General features: G+C 69.7%; 26 protein-coding genes and 3 pseudogenes. 17 read left to right on the plus strand and 12 right to left on the minus strand.

What is annotated here, in order from left to right; all coding sequences use genetic code 11:
- Positions 1–41 precede the first annotated feature (41 nt).
- The 4 genes from I8N67_RS03835 to I8N67_RS03850 all read left to right on the plus strand — a co-directional run bounded on the left by I8N67_RS03835 (position 42) and on the right by I8N67_RS03850 (position 3,576).
- Positions 42–647: a hypothetical protein gene (locus tag I8N67_RS03835; RefSeq protein WP_200301133.1), complete on the plus strand. Its 606-nt coding sequence runs from the start codon at positions 42–44 to the stop codon at positions 645–647.
- 27 nt (positions 648–674) lie between these two features.
- Positions 675–986: a hypothetical protein gene (locus tag I8N67_RS03840; RefSeq protein ID WP_200301134.1), complete on the plus strand. Its 312-nt coding sequence runs from the start codon at positions 675–677 to the stop codon at positions 984–986.
- A gap of 468 nt (positions 987–1,454) precedes the next feature.
- Positions 1,455–1,961 carry a hypothetical protein gene (locus I8N67_RS03845; protein WP_200301135.1) on the plus strand — a complete coding sequence of 169 codons (507 nt, stop codon included), beginning with the start codon at positions 1,455–1,457 and terminating at the stop codon, positions 1,959–1,961.
- A 253-nt stretch (positions 1,962–2,214) separates the two neighbouring features.
- Complete coding sequence (locus I8N67_RS03850) at positions 2,215–3,576, plus strand: endonuclease domain-containing protein (RefSeq protein ID WP_200301136.1); 1,362 nt, start codon at positions 2,215–2,217, stop codon at positions 3,574–3,576.
- A 123-nt stretch (positions 3,577–3,699) separates the two neighbouring features.
- Here I8N67_RS03850 and I8N67_RS03855 read toward each other — a convergent pair whose 3' ends face one another.
- Positions 3,700–4,353 carry a class I SAM-dependent methyltransferase gene (locus tag I8N67_RS03855; RefSeq protein ID WP_200301137.1) on the minus strand — a complete coding sequence of 218 codons (654 nt, stop codon included), beginning with the start codon at positions 4,351–4,353 and terminating at the stop codon, positions 3,700–3,702.
- A gap of 80 nt (positions 4,354–4,433) precedes the next feature.
- Positions 4,434–4,931, minus strand: a pseudogene (locus I8N67_RS42230) (glycine-rich domain-containing protein); the annotation flags it as partial.
- 355 nt (positions 4,932–5,286) lie between these two features.
- Between I8N67_RS42230 and I8N67_RS03865 the strand changes: the two are divergent.
- The 3 genes from I8N67_RS03865 to I8N67_RS03875 are packed head-to-tail and all read left to right on the plus strand — an operon-like array spanning position 5,287 to position 6,889.
- Positions 5,287–5,538, plus strand: coding sequence for a hypothetical protein (locus I8N67_RS03865; RefSeq protein WP_200301139.1), 252 nt, complete (start codon positions 5,287–5,289; stop codon positions 5,536–5,538).
- The gene (locus tag I8N67_RS03870; RefSeq protein WP_200301140.1) at positions 5,513–6,028 is read left to right on the plus strand and encodes a DUF6879 family protein; all 516 of its coding nucleotides are present in this window, start codon (positions 5,513–5,515) and stop codon (positions 6,026–6,028) included. The genes I8N67_RS03865 and I8N67_RS03870 overlap by 26 nt, the downstream gene beginning before the upstream one ends.
- A gap of 6 nt (positions 6,029–6,034) precedes the next feature.
- Positions 6,035–6,889, plus strand: coding sequence for a DUF5753 domain-containing protein (locus I8N67_RS03875; protein ID WP_200301141.1), 855 nt, complete (start codon positions 6,035–6,037; stop codon positions 6,887–6,889).
- Between the two features lie 339 nt (positions 6,890–7,228).
- Here the strand turns inward: I8N67_RS03875 and I8N67_RS03880 are convergent, their stop codons facing one another.
- On the minus strand, positions 7,229–7,456 hold the full coding sequence (locus tag I8N67_RS03880) for a hypothetical protein (protein WP_200301272.1): 228 nt from the start codon (positions 7,454–7,456) through the stop codon (positions 7,229–7,231).
- Positions 7,453–7,800, minus strand: coding sequence for a hypothetical protein (locus I8N67_RS03885; RefSeq protein WP_200301142.1), 348 nt, complete (start codon positions 7,798–7,800; stop codon positions 7,453–7,455). Before I8N67_RS03885 ends, I8N67_RS03880 begins: the two co-directional genes overlap by 4 nt.
- A 155-nt stretch (positions 7,801–7,955) precedes the next feature.
- Between I8N67_RS03885 and I8N67_RS03890 the strand changes: the two genes are divergently transcribed.
- Positions 7,956–8,228: a GntR family transcriptional regulator gene (locus I8N67_RS03890; protein WP_234045003.1), complete on the plus strand. Its 273-nt coding sequence runs from the start codon at positions 7,956–7,958 to the stop codon at positions 8,226–8,228.
- On the opposite strand, the gene I8N67_RS44970 is transcribed toward I8N67_RS03890, so the two are convergent.
- The 3 genes from I8N67_RS44970 to I8N67_RS03900 all read right to left on the minus strand — a co-directional run bounded on the left by I8N67_RS44970 (position 8,124) and on the right by I8N67_RS03900 (position 9,923).
- The gene (locus tag I8N67_RS44970; RefSeq protein ID WP_504740361.1) at positions 8,124–8,621 is read right to left on the minus strand and encodes a hypothetical protein; all 498 of its coding nucleotides are present in this window, start codon (positions 8,619–8,621) and stop codon (positions 8,124–8,126) included. The genes I8N67_RS03890 and I8N67_RS44970 overlap by 105 nt on opposite strands.
- Before the next feature lie 94 nt (positions 8,622–8,715).
- Positions 8,716–9,345, minus strand: coding sequence for a class I SAM-dependent methyltransferase (locus I8N67_RS03895; protein WP_200301144.1), 630 nt, complete (start codon positions 9,343–9,345; stop codon positions 8,716–8,718).
- A gap of 74 nt (positions 9,346–9,419) precedes the next feature.
- On the minus strand, positions 9,420–9,923 hold the full coding sequence (locus I8N67_RS03900; protein ID WP_234045004.1) for a glycine-rich domain-containing protein: 504 nt from the start codon (positions 9,921–9,923) through the stop codon (positions 9,420–9,422).
- 197 nt (positions 9,924–10,120) lie between these two features.
- Here I8N67_RS03900 and I8N67_RS03905 point away from each other — a divergent pair, with 197 nt between their 5' ends.
- From I8N67_RS03905 to I8N67_RS03920, 5 genes and pseudogenes are all read left to right on the plus strand, one after another.
- On the plus strand, positions 10,121–10,900 hold the full coding sequence (locus I8N67_RS03905; RefSeq protein WP_200301145.1) for a helix-turn-helix domain-containing protein: 780 nt from the start codon (positions 10,121–10,123) through the stop codon (positions 10,898–10,900).
- A pseudogene (locus tag I8N67_RS44490) lies at positions 10,897–11,022 on the plus strand (helix-turn-helix domain-containing protein); the annotation flags it as partial. The gene I8N67_RS03905 and the pseudogene I8N67_RS44490, both read left to right, overlap by 4 nt.
- 134 nt (positions 11,023–11,156) lie before the next feature.
- A complete protein-coding gene (locus I8N67_RS03910) occupies positions 11,157–11,369 on the plus strand; it encodes a Scr1 family TA system antitoxin-like transcriptional regulator (protein ID WP_200301146.1) in 213 nt (70 codons plus the stop codon).
- Positions 11,370–11,398: 29 nt separating this feature from the next.
- Positions 11,399–12,559: an IS4 family transposase gene (locus tag I8N67_RS03915; RefSeq protein ID WP_200301147.1), complete on the plus strand. Its 1,161-nt coding sequence runs from the start codon at positions 11,399–11,401 to the stop codon at positions 12,557–12,559.
- Between the two features lie 46 nt (positions 12,560–12,605).
- Positions 12,606–12,755, plus strand: coding sequence for a hypothetical protein (locus I8N67_RS03920; protein WP_200301148.1), 150 nt, complete (start codon positions 12,606–12,608; stop codon positions 12,753–12,755).
- 1 nt (position 12,756) lies between these two features.
- Here I8N67_RS03920 and I8N67_RS42235 read toward each other — a convergent pair whose 3' ends face one another.
- Positions 12,757–13,068, minus strand: coding sequence for a type I restriction enzyme HsdR N-terminal domain-containing protein (locus I8N67_RS42235; protein WP_234045005.1), 312 nt, complete (start codon positions 13,066–13,068; stop codon positions 12,757–12,759).
- Positions 13,069–13,552: 484 nt separating this feature from the next.
- On the opposite strand from I8N67_RS42235, the gene I8N67_RS03930 reads away from it, so the two are divergent.
- Complete coding sequence (locus I8N67_RS03930; protein ID WP_200301149.1) at positions 13,553–13,765, plus strand: hypothetical protein; 213 nt, start codon at positions 13,553–13,555, stop codon at positions 13,763–13,765.
- Here the strand turns inward: I8N67_RS03930 and I8N67_RS03935 are convergent.
- On the minus strand, positions 13,762–14,772 hold the full coding sequence (locus I8N67_RS03935) for a Gfo/Idh/MocA family protein (protein WP_200301150.1): 1,011 nt from the start codon (positions 14,770–14,772) through the stop codon (positions 13,762–13,764). The two genes, I8N67_RS03930 and I8N67_RS03935, sit on opposite strands and share 4 nt — an antisense overlap.
- Before the next feature lie 104 nt (positions 14,773–14,876).
- A complete protein-coding gene (locus tag I8N67_RS03940; protein WP_200301151.1) occupies positions 14,877–15,638 on the minus strand; it encodes an SDR family oxidoreductase in 762 nt (253 codons plus the stop codon).
- A gap of 276 nt (positions 15,639–15,914) precedes the next feature.
- On the opposite strand from I8N67_RS03940, the gene I8N67_RS03945 reads away from it, so the two are divergent.
- Positions 15,915–16,967 carry a LacI family DNA-binding transcriptional regulator gene (locus I8N67_RS03945; protein WP_200301152.1) on the plus strand — a complete coding sequence of 351 codons (1,053 nt, stop codon included), beginning with the start codon at positions 15,915–15,917 and terminating at the stop codon, positions 16,965–16,967.
- A gap of 134 nt (positions 16,968–17,101) precedes the next feature.
- On the opposite strand, the gene I8N67_RS44975 is transcribed toward I8N67_RS03945, so the two are convergent.
- Positions 17,102–17,368 (minus strand): helix-turn-helix domain-containing protein, encoded by a 267-nt coding sequence (locus I8N67_RS44975; protein WP_504740362.1) that lies wholly within the window; start codon positions 17,366–17,368, stop codon positions 17,102–17,104.
- Here I8N67_RS44975 and I8N67_RS03955 point away from each other — a divergent pair.
- Positions 17,258–17,950: pseudogene (locus I8N67_RS03955) on the plus strand (NADP-dependent oxidoreductase); the annotation flags it as partial. The gene I8N67_RS44975 and the pseudogene I8N67_RS03955 sit on opposite strands and share 111 nt — an antisense overlap.
- A 94-nt stretch (positions 17,951–18,044) precedes the next feature.
- Here the strand turns inward: I8N67_RS03955 and I8N67_RS03960 are convergent.
- Positions 18,045–18,908, minus strand: coding sequence for a CDP-alcohol phosphatidyltransferase family protein (locus I8N67_RS03960; RefSeq protein ID WP_200301153.1), 864 nt, complete (start codon positions 18,906–18,908; stop codon positions 18,045–18,047).
- 111 nt (positions 18,909–19,019) lie between these two features.
- Here I8N67_RS03960 and I8N67_RS03965 point away from each other — a divergent pair, with 111 nt between their 5' ends.
- Positions 19,020–20,000 (plus strand): zinc-dependent alcohol dehydrogenase, encoded by a 981-nt coding sequence (locus tag I8N67_RS03965; protein ID WP_200301154.1) that lies wholly within the window; start codon positions 19,020–19,022, stop codon positions 19,998–20,000.
- Positions 20,001–20,135 lie beyond the last annotated feature (135 nt).

Consider the following 20,135-nt stretch of genomic DNA (forward strand, 5'->3'; position numbering starts at 1 on the left):
GAGCGTAGCCCCGACCCCGACCACGACCACGGCGGGACAGGATGCAGTGGTACGCCGACACCCTGACCGGTCTGGTCGCCCACGCCGCCGAGATCGACGCCGCGGTCACCCGGGCCCTGCGGAAGTCCCACGGCGGCGATCCGCACAACGCCGGCCACGCCACCTACACCTCGCTCGACGAGGACCAGCTGCCGCGCGCGATGAAGCTCGCCTCGCTCGGCGAGGACGCGTCCGCCGGGCAGCGGGCCGAACTGCGGAGGCTGTGGCAGTCGCTGAGCCCGGAGGCACGCGCCGAGCTCTGGAAGGCGCGCAAGGACGACCTGCTGGCAGCCGGACTGCTCAGTCCCACGGTCAAGCAGATCGCGCCCGACAGGGGTTCGGGGCGGCATGGGGCGGAGGAACCCACCTTCACCGAGTTCATGACCAAGGACAAGATGAGGATGCTCGCCTCGGGCTCCGACTGGCAGGGCATGAACGATGCCTCCCGGCACATGCAGCACTACCGCGAAAACACGGGGGGAACCGCTGGGCCTGCCCGTGGACAAGATGCTGCACGACGACGAGGGACTCCGTATCCACGCCGAGGAGGCGATCCGCGGGAAACAGGACGCGTGGCGGGAAAAGGCGCTGGAGGAGTTCCGGCGTAATGGCGGCCAGCCCGGAACGTCACAGGCGTGGTGACCGTGGTGCCCGGGGCCGACGGTGAGCCAAAAGTCGGGCTCGACTACCAGGTCAACGCCTGGGACCGCTACAACTGGGACGAGGGCAACGGCGTCACCATCGGCCCGCTCAGCATTCCGGACGGCCAGCCGGCACGGCTGCACGCCACCGGTCTGGCCCAGGAGTTCGACAGGCAGGGCAGCAGTCCCGTGAAGCACTACGATCTCGGTTCCGCGACGTCGAACAACGATCCGCTGCCCGCGCCGGACGATCCCGGCCGTGAAGGCACGAGGCAGGACCCGGGCAGGGAGAGGACGAAACGTTGAGCCGAGCGACCACCGCAGTTCCGCCACCGGAGGGGAAACGCCGGCCGACGGGCGTGCGCAGGATGCTCGTCGTCCTGGGCGTGGTACTCACGGCGGCGGCCGGAGGGATTGCCGTTGTGGCACTCTACGCCCATGAGTTCGAACCGGGCAGTACGAGGATCTACGTCAGGTCGAGTGGCGGTGCGAGCCAGTGAGCGCCACCGGGGGGCCTGGCGCGTACTCCGTTGCGACGGCGATCGGACCGATCTCGTGGGTCCGGCCCCCGGCGGACGGGCCCATCCGCACCGGAGAATCTTGGTGACGGAGATCGGTGCTCGGCCAGGCACGCGGCGCGGAGTTCACTCACTCCGGACGGTGGCTTTCCGCAGGCTCGCACCGACTCTCCGTGCGTTGCTCACGCCACCCGCGACGCAATGGGGACGCCCGACGACCCGGACGCAGGTACAAGCGCATCACCAGACCCGGGCGATGCGGGCCGTTCACGCCCTCGGTGTCGCGGCCCTCTGCCTGACCGGCCCGGCCCTCGCTGCCTGTTCGGCCGCGGCCGAGTCCGGCGCGGCCGACAGAACGGGCGAGGTGCCGGAGTGGGACGACAAGGCCACGCCGACGACGGTCAGCCGGCTGATGAACATCGACTTCCCGTCCACGGCCACCGACGCGCGTGCCGCACACCAGAACGGGTTCCAGGACGACGGGCTGCTGCTGGTTTTCACCCTCCCCGCCTCCGGAGTGGACGGCTTCGTGGAACAGCTTGATCCCGAGAGGGAGCTGAGGACCCGCGACGAGCCCCGCTCTAGTGTCGCGAAGCCCATGACCCCCTTCTCCCACCTGGGACTCCCCGAACCGGAATCCCTGCCGGACGTGCGGGAAGGACAGATCTGCGCCCCCTGCGACGGAGACTTGAACTCCCTGGCGATCGCGGTGCACAGGCTGGACGCCAGTGAGAGCCGGGTCTACCTCAGGGCTGTTGACTGACGGTGACCTTCGGCGACGGCCGGCTGTTCTACCCTGGGGCCGCGCTCCGGCTTCACGACCGTCCACACGGTCTCTCCGGAGGGTGGGTGGGGGCGGTGTCACAACTGTCGGCTGGACGGTACGGGGATCTTGCCGTCATGCGAGGTGATCGGAAGTCGCACGACGCGACGTCGCCGCCGAGTTGCGGGCGGCGGCCTGGCTGACCGAGGCGCTTGGAGACCCGTTGCCGCGTCGGCGCCGTTAGCCTGTCGGTATGTCGGAGCGTGTCATGCCCGGTCGCACGGACGGCCTGATCACCCTGGGTGCCGCGGACGCTCTGTGGGTCGATCTGACGGCCGACAGTGCTGTGCCGACGGCTTCTGGGGCATTCACCTGCTCTCCTGCCCATGCCCGGGTGGGGTACGTCCTGCTCGGCGGCCATGTGGTGGCGACGGTGAGGGCGAGCGGCGGTCAGTGGAGTGTCCCGGAGGGTGAGGTGCGCCGGGCGGCCGCGGAACTGAACGCGGTGGGGATGGATCGGCAGGACCTGGTCCGCATCGGTCCGTTTCGTGGGGCGCCGAGGCAGGAGCACGACGAGGAGACGCCGCTGCGTTGGCGCCGGCGCATCACGGGGGAACTGCTGGAGCCGGGCGGCCCCGAGCGGGCAGCACGGCGTGAAGTGGGCCGGCCGTACCATCTGGCGGGGATCGACTGGCGACAGGTACTCGTGGAGCAGACCCGCGACGGGACACAGCGCACGTGGTGGCTGCCGCGCGCCGTGGTCAGGCTGCTCGACGCGGCCGAGCACGCCGAAGCGCAGTGGGTGCAAGCCGCGCGGACCCGCCGGGCAGGCGCAGCCGCCACCGAGCCGCCCTCCCACCCCAAGCGGGCCCGAGACGCCGACGGTCGGCGAGACGTCGACGGTCGGCAGACGACGAGCCCCGAGGGTCCCACCGCCTCACCGCGCCCGTACAACGCAGAGCTGGAAGGCCAGCTGTACTCGGTGCTCAGCAGGAAGCCCGGTACCTCCCGCAGGGTGGCCGGGTGGGTGTGCGCCGTCTGCCGCACCGTGCCCGCCACCGTGCTCGACCACTGCCACGAACACGGCTACGTCCGCGCCCCCGTCTGCCAGTCCTGCAACACACTGGAACGTCCCGACCACCTGTACAGCAACGACATCCGCGTGGCGAACCGCTACACACGCCTCTTCCACACCGACACCGACGACTGGCTCCGCCACTGGCACCGCTGCCCCGGCTGCCGCGCCCGCACCACCCTGCCCCTGCCGCACCTCGCCGCATGGACCGCCCACATAGCCTGCCGATCGCTGCGCCCGACCCACCGAGCCCCCCGCGGGCGCACGCCGTGCGGTGTCCTGCGCGTGTCCTGGACGGGCAGTCAGAACGCGCCCCGTTCCTGCCTGCTCACTGTCGCCGTCGACTGCTGCCCCTCCGGCGAGCACTGTGTCCTGGCGCGAGTCCCCTACCGCGAAGCCGCCGAGCGGTTTCGCGTCTGGTTGGCCGAGACGGCCCCTGCCGTGGCCGCCGCGGCCGGTCCCGACCGCGTGGACGGCCTCCCCGCCCAGCCCCGGCCAGTCGTCGCGGACACCAGCGGCGAGGGCCTGGCACTGTTCTGAGCGGGCATCGGGAGACCTGACGCCCCAACCTCCCCCCGTAGTCACCGGCCAGGGGCATTCCGTGGGCCATGAGGTGGCCCCGGTCGGCTACGGAGGGTTCCGGCCGGGGCCGTGACGCGACTCTCAGGCGCGGGCCCGGACGACGAGCGTGCCGATGTACCCGGCTTTCGGGGCATCCACCACCGTCGCCTCAGCGGACGTGAAACCAGCCCGGAGCAGGTGGCGCTCCCACACCGCGGGCTTGTAGCTGTACCGGTACGTGAACATGGCCTTCCCCGCGAACCCGCCCTTGTACATGCCCTGCGGCCCGTAGGCGCCCGGGATGGCCGGCGGCTGGGAGAACACGAAGACGCCGCCCGGGACGAGGTGGTTGTGGACGAGGGGGAAGAGGCGGGACGGGTCGGTGAACCAGGCCGCGCCGAAGATGGAGTACACGGCGTCGTACCGCCCCTCGTCGGCGGCGAGCCAATCGACGATCTCTCCCGGCTCGATCCGCACCCCGAGCGGCGCCCACCTCTCGCCCGCGAGCGCGACCATGCGCGGCGACAGGTCGACCCCGGTGGCCTTGACGCCTTGTCGTGCGAGGTGAGCGAGGGCGCGGCCGGTGCCGCATCCGATCTCCAACACGGTCTCCGGGCTGCCGAGGAGTTCGGGGCCGGGGCCGTGGCCGGCGTACTGGGTCCAGCAGAACGACGGCTCGGCGTCGTCCTTGAACGCGGACTCGGCGTAGGCGTCCCACAGTTCGGTCTCGGCGGCGATGTCGTGCGGTACGGGCACAGCGTTCCTCTGGTCGTCGGGATGCGGGAGCCCCCGCCCTCGGGGGAGCCGTGAGGGCGGGGGCGACTGTAGCCGGGGCAGTGGCTGTCGGGGACTTTGTCGTCGCACGGTGAGCAGTCCGTGCCGTCGATGGCCCACAGCTCCTCGTCGATCGCCCAGCCCTGGGAGCGGAGGAGGTCGCCGGTGCGCAGGCACAGGCCGTCGCGGCGGCGCTCGACGAATGGCGCGTGGTGCTTGAACCGGCCGCCGTTGTCCAGGCGGCAGATGCCCCACCAGACGGGTGTGTCGAGGATGAGCTGGTGGACGCCGATGTCGACGAGCTTGCCGACGCCCAGGTGGACGTCGGGGTTCTCGATGGAGCCCACGACGTACATGACGGCGTTGCCGAGGATCCGTTCGGCCATGTCGCGGACCATGGTGTGGTCGCGCAGGAGCAGGGAGACCTCGCGGTCCCACAGGCTCACGCCGGAGTCGAACACGTTGACGGTCAACTCGGTGATGTGCGGAGCGACCGCGTCGAGGAGTTCCTTCGGGTCCCGCGTGAGCGTCCTGGCGGGCTGTTCGAGTGTGACGGTCATTGACCTGCCCTTCTGGGGTGTCGTTGCCGTGCTGTGTGGTGCGACCCGCCCCGGCTGCTCGACCTGCCCAGGTTGGGGAGCCGGGGTGGGAGTTCAGGGGTGTCACGAGGCCGGGAGGGTCACCGGCCGCCGCTTCACGGTCGGCTGTGCCCGGGGTCCCTCGCGAGGCCGCCGGATTCCGTCGTCCGGTCCGACCGTAGGAGACCCTCCATCGGCCAGGCCATGGAATTGCACCGAATTACACGGCAGTTGGAGGGTGCAGGTCATGACCGGCATGTGCTCTTGACCACGCGACGCGTGCCCACGATCGTGGTGTAAATCGCTGCAACCAACCAGCGTGGGAGGGCCAGCCACCATGAACATTCAGTTCGTCGGGATCGACCCCGAGACAGACGAGGACGGATGTCCCACAGTCTGGGTGGACACCAACACGGACGATCTGCTGATCCAGAGCTACCAGGCCGACGACGAGACGACCGCGACATGCGACGCGTTGTCCCCGGCGAGGGCGCCCATCCCGTCCGGCGAGACTGTCATCAGGATCCCGGCCCGCATGATCCCGGTCATCAGGAAGGCGTGCGATGAGCTCGATCCCGGAGTTCGCTGAACTCCTCGCCGGCACCAGGCAGTCGGCCGCCCATCTGGAGATGAGGGACGCCTACTTCACCAATCCCCGCTTCGAAGCCTGGCAGGACGGCCGACGCGTCGACTGGGACGACCGGGGTTCCTGGTGGCGTCCCTACCACCAGAACATCGCGGACGCGGTCGCCCGCGGCGTGCACGTGCGGCGCGTCAGGATCGTGTCCGAGCCGGTCACCGACTACATCGCGTGGGAGCACTACCAGACCCGCGCCAACGTGGAAGCCGGCGAGGAGGTGCGCTGGCTCCCCCGGCACCGCGCGTGGGACCTGCTCGTCCCGGGCACCGACCTGTGGATGTTCGACGGGCGGCTGATACGGGTCCACCACTTCTCCGGCGACGGCGAATGGGTCGGCAAGGAACTCCGCGACGAGCCCAGCACGGTCTCCCAGCACGCGACCGCATACGAACGGATCTGGGAACGGGCCACCCCCCACGACCAGTACGAGGTCAAGTAGCCGTCCATGTCCACATTCCCCACGTCCAGCATGCAGGAAGCACGCGCGGCTCTCGCGGCCAGGCTGCGGGAGCTGCGCCTGGACGCGGGCATCACCGGCAAGGAACTCGCCCGTCTCGCGGGCTGGTCCGTCGCCAAGTCGTCGAGGATCGAGAACGCTGTCACTGCCCCGGCCGACGCCGACATCCGCGTCTGGTGTGCGGCCTGCGGAGCGCACGACCAGGCGGACGACCTCATCGCGGCCAACCGCCAAGCCGACTCCATGTACCTGCAGTGGAAGCGGCTCCAGCGGACGGGCATGAAACAGTTGGCGGAGTCCTCGGCCAAGCTGTACGAGCGCACCCGTCACTTCCGCGTGTACGCCTCCCACGTGGTGCCCGGCTATCTGCAGACACCCGGCTACGCGACGGCGCTGATGCGCACGATCGCGGGCTTCCGCGGTACCCCGGACGACGTGGCCGACGCGGTCGAGGTCCGCATGCGCCGCGCGCGCGTCATCCACGAGGGAGACCACCGGTTCGCGACCCTGGTCGAGGAGAACGTCCTCCATCACCGGGTCGGCGATCAGGACGTGATGGCCGGCCAGCTCGGCAACCTGCTGGCCGCGATGTCCCTGCCGTCCATGTCACTCGGCATCATCCCGGCCACGGCCGCGCGGGAGGCGGTCATGTGGCCGTTGGAGCAGTTCACGGTCTTCGACGAGTCGCGGATCCATGTGGAGTTGCTCGCCGCGAAGGTGACCGTCACGGCGCCGGGCGAACTGGACATGTACTTGCGGGCGTTCGCCCGGCTCACAGAACTGGCCGTGTACGGGGCTGATGCGCGGGCCCTGATCGTGAAGGCCATCGACGCCCTGAGCTGACCCCGGTTCTGGTGGCAGCGCGCGGCCCCCAGAATCACTCTCTGGGGGCCGCGGCCGTGACCCGTGCCCGCCATCCGGACGGGACCGCGGCGCGCCTCGCGGGTGTGCGCCGTCCGCGGGCCGCCTGCGGGCGCCGCTACCGGTCGCGTGGACCGTCGTGGCCGGTCCGGCAACGCGGGCAGCGGCACGGGGGCCATGCGAGGGACACGGGCGGGAGCGTGCCCGTGCCGGGGGCGTACGCGGTCGGCTCCGCCACGCCGACCCGGCGCCCGTCGTCATCGAGGCGGTAGGTGCTGATGGTCAGGCGGGACCTGCCCGGTTCGGGAGGGGTTCCGGCGATCACCGCTCGCCACCGCCGGGGCGGGATGCGGGCGGCAGCGACAGCACATCCAGCACGCGCGGGACGCAGTCCCGGCACGCGTACACCGTGAAGCCGGGACCGGAGCCCTGGTGCACCTCGGAGACGACGACCGGCGTATCGGTGATCGCACAGCAGCGCACACACATCCGCACCGGCGCACGCGTCCCACCCAGGGCGGTCTCGGGGCGCTCGCTCTGCTCCCTCACCGGGCCACCGCCTCAGCGCCGACCACATGCAGGTCAAGGTCGATGCCGAAGTCCGCCGCCAGAACCATGGCGACACGACGCTGCCGCTGCCGCGCCCGCTCACACTCCCGCTCAGCGAGAACGACATACGGTCGGACCACGGCCGTCGCCTCGCCGGGCAACGGCTCTTCGAGGCCGTACGGCGACCGCCGCAGGGGAGGCCACGGCGCAGGCGGGCGGGGCGCCTCCGGCATACGCGCGGGGGTCAGGCAGACGGCGCGCCCGTCCGCGCGGCGCTTTCCCGTGCCGGGCGCGAACACGCCCAGGATCCATCGCACGAACGCGTGGATAATGCTCACTGTCATCAGCTCCTCAGAGGCTGGTGGCCATGCCCCCGGACGTTCGCAGCGTCGCGGGGGTCCTTGCCTTCGGACGGTACCTCTACCTTGTCTACCTCGTCTAGGACGTCCGCCACGTCGCCCATATGAGCAGCATATGGGACGTACCTAACGTCCTAGTCATGGAAATTGATCGCTTCGATCCGACACCCATCTACAAACAGGTGGCCCGAGTTATCCGCGCCAAGATTGAGTCCGGCGAGCTCCGACCGAGGGACCCGATCCCGTCGGAGTCGAGGATGGTCGCTGACTACGGCGTTGCCAGGGACACCGCGCGCCAGGCCGTTGCGCTACTGCGCTCCGAAGGATGGGTGATCACTCTTCCCCAGCGAGGCACGTTCGTTGCCGACCAGCCGCCCGCCAGTGCGGCTGGTCGTGGCGAATCCGCCGACTGACGTACGGTGTCCGGCCCGGTCCGCACTGGCGAGACCGTCGGGAGGGGCCGACGTGGACCTCGGCGGGACGGAACTCGCCTGGTTCAGGTGCGACTGCGGGACACCAAGGCGGCAGCCGCGTGGAGTTCGCTCCAGGGCCCGGGCGGCTGCCTCGGTCAGCAGCGGGGGCTTGATGCCATCCAGCACCGGACCCGTGGCTGTCAGGGCGAGATCACCGGGAGTGGGCGGTCGGCCGGCAGCCTCGGAGAGGACTTCCATCAGCAGGGTGGATAGGGGTGGGCGGGGCTTCCCGCCGTCGATCCAGCGTCGGACGCGGGTCGCGTCCGGGGTGAGTTGCCGGTGACGTTGGGCTTTGCCCGCCGCAGCGCCGTGGTGTGCTCGGCCCGCCGGCAGAGCGCTTGAGGCAGGCGCACAGACATTCCGGCAGGCCCCTGACGCAAGGCGTCAGGGGCGCTGTCATACAGGGCCTCGTGGAAGGCAAACGGGATCAGTGAGCCATCGCGCGGACAAGCATCGTGCCCGCGGCCCTGCCCTCTGGCGGCTCAATCAGAGACACGGTTACGTCAGAGAAGCCGTGCCCCGTCAGGATGCGCCTCCACTCCTCCGGTGTACGGTCGTGCCGCAGTCCGGATCTGGTCGCCTGGGAGCCCTGGCTGCCTGGAGGCAGGTGCGAGAACGCCAGGACTCCGCCCGCTGCCATATGCGAGCGGATCAGCGGGATCAGGGTGTCCGGATCGACGAACCACACGGCACCGAAGATCGACAGCACGACATCGAACGTCTCGTCCGTCTCGCTCAGGAACTCAGTCGCCTCCGCTGCACGGAACTCAAGGCCCGGCAGGCTGCCCCATCGCTCCCGCGCAACCGTTTCACGGCTGGGAGCAACGTCCACCCCTAGACCTGTTGCGCCAAGCGTGACCAGGTGCGCGAGATTACTGCCACTGCCTGAGCCGAGTTCCAGCACCCGGTGTCCGGCCACGGGCCCTAGAACGTTCTCGTCCGGTCCGTGATCGGCGTACTGAGTCCAGTTCAGCCAGGTCGTCTCGCCCCTGGCGTTGACGGTCCTTCGTGGCTTGCTCTCGACCGCGTACCTGTCCCAGGACTCAGCCAATGACATGCGTGATCCTTCCCGGTGAGAGGGGCCCACGCCCAACGTACGGCAGCGGGCCCCAACTCACTCGCGAGCGGGTGCTACTTGGGTGAATCGTGGCATCCGGCGTGGCACTGGTTGCAGTCGGCCGAGTCAGCCATGCCCCACAGGTCCGCGTCGATCTCGAACCCGGCCGCCTTGATGGCCTTGATCGTCTGCTCCAGAACGAGCGGGCCGCCGCCGCCCGTGCGGTCATGCCCGTCCTGCTTCGCCTCGTCGTCGCTGACGCACTGGACACCGGCCGTCGATCCCGGGAGCTCCGGAACGTGGTGGATGTACCGGCCGAAGTGCCGGCTGGTGAAGTGGTGGTACGGGATCGAGTCGAGCATGAACGAGTGCCATGCCTCGTCCACCGGCTTGGACGGGCCCATGAGAAGGTCCGGGTTCTCGCCGCACGTGACCAGGTAGGCGATGGCCTGTCCGAACTTGGCCTCTGCGAGTTCGCGTGTGTTCTCCGGGTTGCGGAGGAGGAGGGCCACCTCCCGCTCCCACACGTCGGGGGTGACGTACGCCTTCGGGTCGCGGATCACTACTGCCGTACTCATGCTGGCTTGCCTCCACGTAGTCGGGGGTCCGTGGTGCTCAGGTCATGCCACCCGTGCGGATGGTCATGACGACCATGTTCCGGATCGGCCATGCCCATTGCGGCGACGTTCGAGGCGTCTCTCGGGCGTCGTGTCGGCGTCACCCCGAGGGCGTCAAACCGGTGTCATTAGGGGTGTGGCATGGCTACCCTCGGATCATGACGACTACGGCCGAGCGTGCGCGAGTCCCCAACGACGTGCTGACCTCCGTACGCAAGTCGATGAACTTGAGCCAAGACGAGTTCGCCCGAGGTTTACGTGACGCAGGCGAGGCGTTGGGGGAACCGAACGACGCCTCCAAGCGACTCGTGCAACGCTGGGAGTCCGGGGAGACCAGGACATGCCGCCCGTTGTATGCGCGGGCACTGAAGCGGTTCACCGGGCGCGCCCCTGAGTCACTGGGGTTCGCCATCCCAATGGCACGCGTCCACTCAGACGGCACAGGAGGCCACGACATGCAAGCTGGGGAAGCCGGCACAGCTGACGCTGTCGCGAGCCTGGAACCAGAGCCGGAGCCGCAGAGTGAGTACGCAGGGATCTGGCTGTCCCGGTACGAGTTCTACTCGTCCAGCCGTGACGAATCGTACGACTGCAAGCATCACATCGTGATCGTCCAGCACAGCAACCGGCTGACAGCACAGAGTCTGCCCGGTGCGTCAACCAACCCTGACAGCCCGTTGTCTCTGGACCTCACCGTTGATCGGAATGTGGTCACTGGTACGTGGATCGAGCAGACGGCTGCCGACGGGTACTACCAGGGCGCCCGGTATCACGGTGCGATTCAGCTACTCGTCGAGCCGACGGGCCGACGTATGGCGGGCAAGTGGGTCGGGTTCGGCAAGGACTTCGACGTGAACACGGGCCCGTGGGAGCTGCGCCTCCTCGACCGGTCGACTGGCCGCGCGAGCATCGAGCGGTATTCGACCACGCCGGAGTGAGAGATCGGGGCGCTCCCCTCACAGGACAACAGTCCAAGATCAGCCGTCTCGAATCCGGCCAGTCAGCCCCACGGGTCGGGGACGTGCGCATCCTTCTGGATCTCTACCAGGTCGAGGACACCGAACGACGGGCCCAGCTTGAGTACTTGGCACGCCAGAGCAACAAGCGCGGCTGGTGGGTGGACTACCAGACCACGATCACCAGCGAGTTCGCCGGCTTCGTGACGCTTGAGGCGGACGCCTCCCTCATCCGTACGTGGCAAAACGTGTTCATTCCTGGGATCTTGCAGCTCCGGCATACACCCGCGCTCTCATCGAAGCCGGTCCGCTGGTGGTGCCTGACGAGCACATCGAGGAAATCGTCAAGATCCGACAGGAGCGTCAGCGGGCGATTCAGGAAGCGGGGGCGCTGTTCGCCGCCGTCGTCTGGGAGCCCGCGTTGACATCCCCCATGCCGCAATGGGCATGAGTTAACGATCCATATGTGATGATCTTCGGGTGGAGCGAGTTGAGGGTGGGGCCGCGGGGCGGCTGACGGATGACGTGTCGATCGGGCTGCTGGCGACGGTGTTCCCGGAGGAGGCGGTGCAGGCCGCGGTGGACGAGGCCGGGGCGCGTGAGGTTCGGACGCGTGCGCTGCCGTCGAAGTTGATGATGTATCTGGCGATGGCGTTGTGGCTGGAGCCGGGCAAGGGGTATGTGCGCACGCTGCGGGGCTTGTTGGACGGTCTGCAGTGGTCGCGGGGCGGCTGGGACGGCTACCGGGTGCCCAGCGATGGGGCGATCTCCCTGGCCCGCTACCGCCTCGGCGAGGCGCCGCTGCGCAACCTGTTCGACGAGGTCGCGGCTCCGGTGGCCGATGAGCGGATGCCGGATGCGTTCTGGCGGGGGCTGCGGCTGATGGCGCTCGACGGCACGGTCTTCGATCTGCCCTCGGGCCGGCACAACGAGGCCGCTTTCGGTGTACCGGCCGGCGGCAGCCGTCCGCAGGCCCGCCTGGTGGCGCTGGCCGAGTGCGGCACCCTGGCCCTGGCCGGGGCGGCCTTCGACTCCATCGCGGTCGGCGAGCGGACCCTGTTCGAGCGTCTGCTGGACCGGCTGGCCCCGGGCATGCTGCTGCTGGCAGACCGGGGCTTCCCCTCCTACGACCTCTATGCGGCCGCCGCCCGGACCGGGGCCGAACTGCTGTGGCGCGTCTCGGCCTCCTTCACCCTGCCGGTCACCAAACGCCTGAGCGATGGCACCTATCTGTCCGAACTGCGCGGCGACAAGCGCGCGGAGCGCGTGACGGTGCGGGCCATCGAGTACAGCGTGGCCGACGACGACGGCATCAGCGAGGTGTTCTGCCTGATCACCACACTGCTGGACCCCGATGCGGCCCCGGCACTCGAACTGGCCCGCAACTACGCCGAACGCTGGTCGGTGGGGGTCCTGTTCAAGCTGGTCAAGGTCGACCTGCGCACCAGCGGCGGCGTCCTGCGCTCGCGCAGACCCGAGGGCGTACGCCAGGAGCTGTGGGCCCTGCTCTGCGTCTACCAGGCCCTGCGCACGCTGATCACGAAGACCGCCGTGATCGCGGGCGTCGACCCGGCCCGCATCAGCTTCCCGCCCGTCCTGGACGCCGTCAAAAGCTCCGTCCGGACGGCCTTTTCCCCCTGAACTCCTCGCCCAGGCGCTGCGCTTCCTCATAGCCGACCTCCCCGACATGCTGATCCGCGACCGCCCCACGCGCACCGCGCCCCGCACCACGAAACGCCCCCACCTGAGCTACCGGACCCGCAGCTCAACCGACCCCGGCACCCGCCGCGTCACCCGCACCATCGTGCTCCACCAGCTGATACCCGACACGGCTTAACTCATGTCCATTGGGCCTTGCCGAACGTGTCCGGATCAACCGACAGACCGGGCTTCTTCAACTCGATGTACCCGGTTATCTCGCCGTTCGCGCGTATCGCGTAGTCGGGGCGTACGCCGAGATCGGCGAGACGGAACTCGTCGTGCCAAGTGACTTCACGGTGCTGATGGTGGTCACCGACGGCCCGCAGCAGAGCTTCCAGCGGACCACGTATGGACGATTCCTGACCGCCCCCACCTGACAGTTTCCTGCGGCACTGCCGGCCGAACTCCGACACGGCGATGCGTAACCAGCCGTACTCGTCCTCAGGCATGTCCCTGCCCCCGGAATGAGAAGTGCCCCGGTCATTCCTCTCCGGGGCATGCCATGGGAAAGACGGTGCGTCAAATGTTGTGTGACTCAAGGATGGTGACGGCACCCGATGGCACTTGTCCATCCCATGTCGCCAGGTTTTCGGCAGAGTGTTCCAAAACGCCTCCCTTCGGCGTGATCACCTCATGCAGTGATCTTCCACGCGGCCAAGGCCCCATAGGAACATCTCCCATATCGTCCGGCCAGGGAGATTCCCCTTTGGCCGCTTGGATGGGGATGCCGGGTGGGAGTACACGCCTCCGTCGCCTTCTGTTCCGCCTGGCTACCACTGATTCGGCCTGGTGTACGGCAGGTTCGAGGACGACGGGGTAGGTGATGCGCGGTGCGAGGGGTTGCGGACGAACCCGCTTCCCGGGTGCGTTCCCGTTGACCGGGGCTGCTTCACCCTGGAGCGCGAGCGACCTGGAGCCTCGCTTCTCGACGCTGTGGCCGACACCGGCGCCGAGATTCGTCGGGATCACGGGCTGATCATGACCAGTCTTGGCATGGAAAAGTCCGACAAATGGCTCGACATCGACAAGAACGGACACGGCGGCGAGGTCCTCGCGCATCTTCTGCTGGGGCCGCCCAGCGTGCGGCTCGGCTCGGATGCGGCCGTGCGGGACCTCGTCCGCCTGTTCGATGCTGCGGGAGCCTAGGCGGCCGCCTTGCGGACCTCGTCCAGTCGTACCGGCCGGTGTTCCGCCACCGAGAGGGTCGCTGCCTCGGCGATCCAGCTGGCCTCGATGGCGTCGGCGACGGTGCAGGGGGAGGTGCGGGTGCCGGCGACGACCTCGGTGAAGGTGGTGAGTTCGGCGCGGTAGGCGGGGGCGAAGCGGTCCATGAAGAAGTTGTGCGGGGGGCCGGAGGGGAAGGTGACGCCCGGCTCGGCGGAGCGGAGGGGGAGTTGGGTGTCGAGGCCGGCGGCGATGCTGTCCTTCATGCCGTGGAGTTCCAGGCGGACGTCGTAACCGCGGGCGTTGTGGCGGGAGTTGGAGATGACGCCGATCGTGCCGTCGTCGAAGGTGAGCAGCGCGGATGCGGTGTCGACGTCGCCGGCCTCCTTGATGTAGTCCGCGCCGCGGTTGCCGCCGGTCGCGTAGACCTCCACGACCTCCCGGCCCGTCACCCAGCGGACGACGTCGAAGTCGTGCACCGCGCAGTCCCGGAAGATGCCGCCGGAGGACGCCACGTAGCCGGCCGGCGGCGGCGCCGGGTCGAGGGTCGTCGAGCGTACGGTGTGCAGCCGGCCGAGTTCGCCGTTGAGGAAGGCCTGCCGGGCGGTCACACAGCCCGCGTCGAAGCGGCGGTTGAAGCCGATCTGGACCTCGACGTCGCCGGCCTCTACGGCCCGCAGCACGTCGAGGCTCTCCTCGATCGTCTTCGCCACCGGCTTCTCGCAGAACACCGGGATGCCCGCCTCGACCGCGGCCAGGATCAGCCCCGGGTGGGCGTCCGTCGCCGCGGTGACCACGACTCCGTCGATGCCGGAGGCGAACACCGCCTCGGGCGAGTCGGCCACCGTGGCGCCGAACTTCTCGGCGGCGGAGGTGGCGGCCGCGGCCACCGGGTCGGAGACCACCAGCTGCTCCACGACGTCGAGCCCGGCGAGAGTCCCGGCGTGGAAGGCGCCGATGCGGCCCAGCCCCAGGATGCCAATGCGCATGACCAATGTCCTTTTCAAAGTGCGGGTGACGAGAGTAACGAGAGACGAGAGGTGACGAGATGAGATCAGATCTGTCAGTAGAAGCAGGTCAGGGGGCGGAGGAGTCAGTCGGAGGCGCCCAGGACGTTCTGGTCCCAGTCGATCACCGAACCGGTCACCACACCACTGCGGCCGGACAGCAGCAGGACGACGAAGTCGGCGATCTCGTCGGCCTGGCCGAGCTTGCCCATCGGCAGGCTCTCGGCGGCACGCTCCCGCCAGTCGTCGCCCGCGCCGTGGAACTCCCGCTGGATCGCGTCCTCGCCCTCGGTCTCCGTCCAGCCGATGTTGAGGTCGTTGATCCGGATCCGGTCCCAGCGGTGGGCGTGGGCGGCGTTGCGGGTCAGGCCCGCGAGACCGGCCTTCGCTGCGGAGTACGGCGCCAGGTGCGGCGGGCCGCCGTGCGCGCAGGTCGAGCCGATGTTGACGATCGTGCCCGGCGCCGCACGCGCCACCAGGTGCTCCACCACCGCCTGCATCGCGAAGAACGGGGCGCGCAGGTTGATCGCGATATGCGCGTCGAACAGTTCGGGCGAGGTGTCGAGGAGCGAGCCCCGGGAGGTCAGACCGGCCGCGTTGACCAGGCTGTCGACCCGCCCGTGGGCCGCGATCACCTGCTCCACGGCGCCACGCACCTGCGCCGGATCCGCCAGGTCGGCCCGTACGAACGTGGCACCGGTGTCCGCGGCGAACTTCTCGCCGATCTCCGCGCGGCGGCCGGTGAACGCGACGGTCGCGCCCTCGCGCAGGGCCGCACGGACGATGCCCGCGCCGACGCCCTGGCTGCCGCCGTTGACGAGGACGACCTTGTCCTCCAGTAGTGCCATGTGGGGGAGCTTCCTTTCGATCCGCGGCGAGCGGCGCCACCCGGTCCGCCACGGCCGCCACTCCCGCCGCGTCCGTCGGCAGACATGGTCGCAGGACCTTTCACCGCGCCTTCGCCTCTGTCAGTCTTGGGGCGCGAGAGCCCTCGTACAACCCGCAGCGGACCATCAAAAAACCATCAACAGTCGCCACGGCCAGTCGCCACGGCCAGTCGCCATCGAGCAGTCACCACGACCAGCCCCTCAACCAGCCACCGTCGAGATCCGGGACGCACCTGCATGGCACACCCCTACACGATCCGTGAGATCGCCCGTCAGGCCGGGCTGAGCGAGGCCACGGTCGACCGGGTCCTGAACGGCCGGGGCGGCGTCCGGGAGAGCACCGCCCGCGAAGTGCATCAGGCGGTCAAGGACCTGGACCGGCAGCGGACGCAGGTGCGCATCGGCGGCCGTACGTTCATGGTCGACATCGTGATGCAGACCCCGGAACGGTTCTCCACGGCGGTCCGGGAGGCACTGGAGGCCGAACTGCCGTCCCTGCACCCGGCGGTCGTACGGTCCCGGTTCCATTTCCGGGAGACCGGTTCAGCCTCGGAGATGGTCCGGGTGCTCGACCGTATCGGCCGGCGCGGCTCCCAGGGCGTGATCCTCAAGGCTCCCGACGTTCCGGAGGTCACCGCCGCCGTCGAACGGCTGGTCGCGGCCGGCATCCCCGTCGTCACCTTCGTCACCGATCTGCCGGGCAGCTCGCGCGGCGCGTACGTCGGCATCGACAACCGGGCCGCCGGGGCGACCGCCGCGTATCTGATCCGGCAGTGGCTCGGCGACCGGCCCGGTGCCGTGCTGGTGACGATCAGCCGGAGTTTCTACCGCAACGAGGAGGAGCGCGAGATGGGCTTTCGGAGCGTGATGCGCGCCGTCGAGCCGCGCCGGACACTCGTCGAGGTCACCGACAGCGACGGCCTCGACGCCACCCAGCGCGACCTCGTCCTCGACGCGCTGAAGCGGGAGCCGGGCATCGCCGCCGTCTACTCGATCGGCGGCGGCAACACCGCGACCCTCGGCGCCTTCGCCGCGCTGGGCAGGGAGCCGCACGTCTTCGTCGCCCATGACCTGGACCACGACAACACCCGGCTGCTGCGCGAACACCGGCTCTCCGCCGTGCTCCACCACGACCTTCGCCAGGACGTGCGCCGCGTCTGCCAGACGATCATGCGCGCCCACCACGCCCTGCCCGACGAGGGCCCGCTCCTGCCGTCGGCGATCCAGGTGGTCACGCCGTACAACATGCCGCCGGGCGCCGGAACGACCGCCGCGGCCGCCGCCGGGTGACCGGAAACCGTAGGTCGGCTGCCTGCCCGGAACGTAGGTCAGCTGCGGGCCTGGAACGTAGGTCAGCCGTCGGCCTGGAACACACGTCAGCCGCCGACTCGGAACACACGTCAGTTGCCTGCCCGGAACACACGTCAGCTTCCGGCCCGGAACGTACGCCGATATGCCAACGGCGGCACCCCGATCGCCGCGTGCAGATGCTGCCGCAGTGACGCGCCGGTGGCGAAGCCCACGCGGCCGGCGATCTCGTCGACCGGCAGATCGGTGGACTCCAGCAGGTGCCGGGCGCGGGTGACCCGCTGTTCGGGATGCTGCCGTATCCGCACCGCGCGGGCGCGTACGCGGAGTACGCCACGGCGCCCGCCCGGTCCTTCGCCCACAAGCCGGCCAACGTCGACCACGTCCAGGCCGGTGCCCTGCCGCTGGCCGCGCTCACCGCGTACCAGGCGCTCGTCGACACCGCCGACGTGCGGCCGGGGCAGCGCGTCCTGATCCACGCCGCCGCCGGGGGAGTCGGCCATCTCGCCGTGCAGATCGCCAAGGCGCGGGGCGCGTACGTCATCGGTACGGCTAGCGCGGGCAAGCACGAGGTGCTGCGCGAACTGGGGGCCGACGAGCTGATCGACTACCGGACCACGGACTTCACGGCGGCCGTCGCCGACGTCGACGTGGTCCTGGACACCCTCTCCGGTGATGTCCGCAGCCGTTCGCTCGACGTCCTGCGCGAGGGTGGCGTCCTCGTCACGATCCTGCCGCACGGATACGAGGACGACGCGAAGCGGGCCGCCGAACTGGGCCTACGGCTGGAGCCGATGCTCGTCGAGGCCGACCACGCGGGTATGCGGGCCATCGCCGAGCTGGTGGAGAAGGGGCAGTTGCGCGCCTTGGTCGACGCGGTCTTCCCGCTCGCGGAGGCGGGCAAGGCACACGCCCACGGGGAGACCGACCGGACGACCGGGAAGATCGTCCTCCCGGTCCGCTGACACCCCTTGGGTACGGTCCGCTGACACCCCTTGTGCGATTCGCCGCGCGTGCTTTCTTCGTGCGCCGGGGCCCATGAGCCGGGCCCCGCGCCGGTCAGCTCCGGACGAGCTCGGCCGCACGCCGGTCGGCGGCGCGGGCAGGGGCGGGCGCCGCCGCGGCCACAGCCACAGCCACGGTCACCGTCTCGCTCACGGTCGCCGTGGCCGTGGCCGTCCGCTCGTCCCGGACACCCTCGCCGTCCCGGACGTCCCGCGTCCGGAACAGCCACACGATGTCCCGCCCGAACGACCACAGCAGCGAGCCCAGCGCCAGCGCGACCACCCCGAAGTTCGCCGCGTACGGCAGCAGCCCCGACGCGGCCACCAGCAGGAAGACGCCCTGGACCGCGGCGACCGTCTTGCGGGCCATGCTCGGCGGGAGGGAGCCGTTCAGCCACGGCATGACCTTGGCGGCGGCGACGAAGACGTAGCGCATGAGGCCGATCAGCATCACCCACGGGCCGAGCGACATGGAGACGTACACGCTCAGCACCAGGATCAGGAACGCGTCGACCTCCATGTCGAAGCGGGCGCCCAGCGCGGTCGACGTGCCCGTGCGGCGGGCCACCTTGCCGTCGACGCCGTCGAGGATCAGCGCCACGGCGGTCAGGCCGACGAAGAGCGAGACCGGCGGCGAGCTCTGGAAGGAGTCGGCGACCAGGGCCGTGACGGCGCCGACGAGGATCGCCCGGCCGAGGGTGACCCGGTTGGCGGGGCCGAAGTGGCGGGTCCGGGTGCGGAGCAGGGCGCGGTTGAGGACGGCCCACGTGGCGAGCCCGAAGGCCAGCCCGGTCAGCCAGCCCGCCGGTCCCAGTCCGATCGCCGTGCCCAGGAAGGCGAGGAGCAGGACCTGGGCACCCGCGCCCACGGTCGTCTCCGAGAGCAACAGCCGGCCGTCGTACGTGTTGATCAGGGCCACCGCAAACCTTCCGAACGTGTGTGTGACAGAAACGATCATCGCCGCGTACCGTGTTCGCGACTCCCACCGCTGCGTACGTGGCGAACCGCTCGACCGTTCACGGAGACGCACATGAAACCGACAGCTGGTTCCTTCTGGCTCCGCTCTCCCGGGCAGGGTGAGATCCGTCAGGAGACCCTCACCGCACCCGCCGAGGGCGAGGTGCTCGTCCGCGCGCTGTACTCAGGTGTCAGCCGGGGCACCGAGACCCTCGTGTTCCGAGGTGGAGTGCCCGACAACCAGTACGCGACGATGCGGGCGCCCTTCCAGGAGGGCGAGTTCCCCGCACCGGTGAAGTACGGCTATCTCAGCGTCGGGGTGGTGGAAGAGGGGCCGGAAGGACTCGTCGGCAGCACTGTCTTCTGCCTGTATCCGCACCAGAGCCGCTACGTGGTTCCGGTGGGCGCCGTGACCGTCGTGCCCGAGTCCGTGCCCGCCGCGCGTGCCGTACTGGCCGGGACGGTCGAGACCGCCGTCAACGCGCTGTGGGACGCCGCGCCTCTCGTCGGGGACCGGATCGCCGTCGTGGGCGGCGGCATGGTCGGCTGCTCGGTCGCCGCGCTGCTGGCCCGCTACCCCGGGGTGCGGGTCCAACTCGTCGACGCCGACCCGGCCCGTGCCGACACGGCCCGCGCGCTCGGTGTCGACTTCGCGCTGCCCGGAGAGGCGCTGGGGGAGTGCGACCTCGTCGTGCACGCCAGCGCCAGCGAACAAGGGCTCGTACGGTCACTCGAACTCCTCGCCGCCGAGGGCACGGTGATCGAACTGAGCTGGTACGGCGACCGCCGGATCTCCCTGCCGCTCGGCGAGGCCTTCCACTCCCGCCGCCTCACCCTCCGCAGCAGCCAGGTCGGGACCGTCTCCCCGGCCGCCCGCGCCGGCCGTACGTACGCCGACCGGCTGGCCCTCGCACTCGAACTCCTCGCCGACGACCGGTTCGACGCGCTCGTCACCGGAGAGTGCGCCTTCGAGGAACTCCCGGACGTGATGCCGAAGCTCGCGAGCGGAGAGCTGCCGGGGCTCTGTCATCGGGTACGGTACGCCGCCGAGTGACCCACAGATGAGTCAGCACGTCCGCCCCACCCGCCCCTGAACTGCCCGAACGGAACGCTGACCTCCAAAGAAACCGCAAAACTCGGCTGAACAACGGGTAGGGAGCAGCCGTACTACACGGCATGCCCCGGCCCG

Source organism: Streptomyces adelaidensis (assembly GCF_016598475.1).
GTDB classification, from domain to species: domain Bacteria; phylum Actinomycetota; class Actinomycetes; order Streptomycetales; family Streptomycetaceae; genus Streptomyces; species Streptomyces adelaidensis.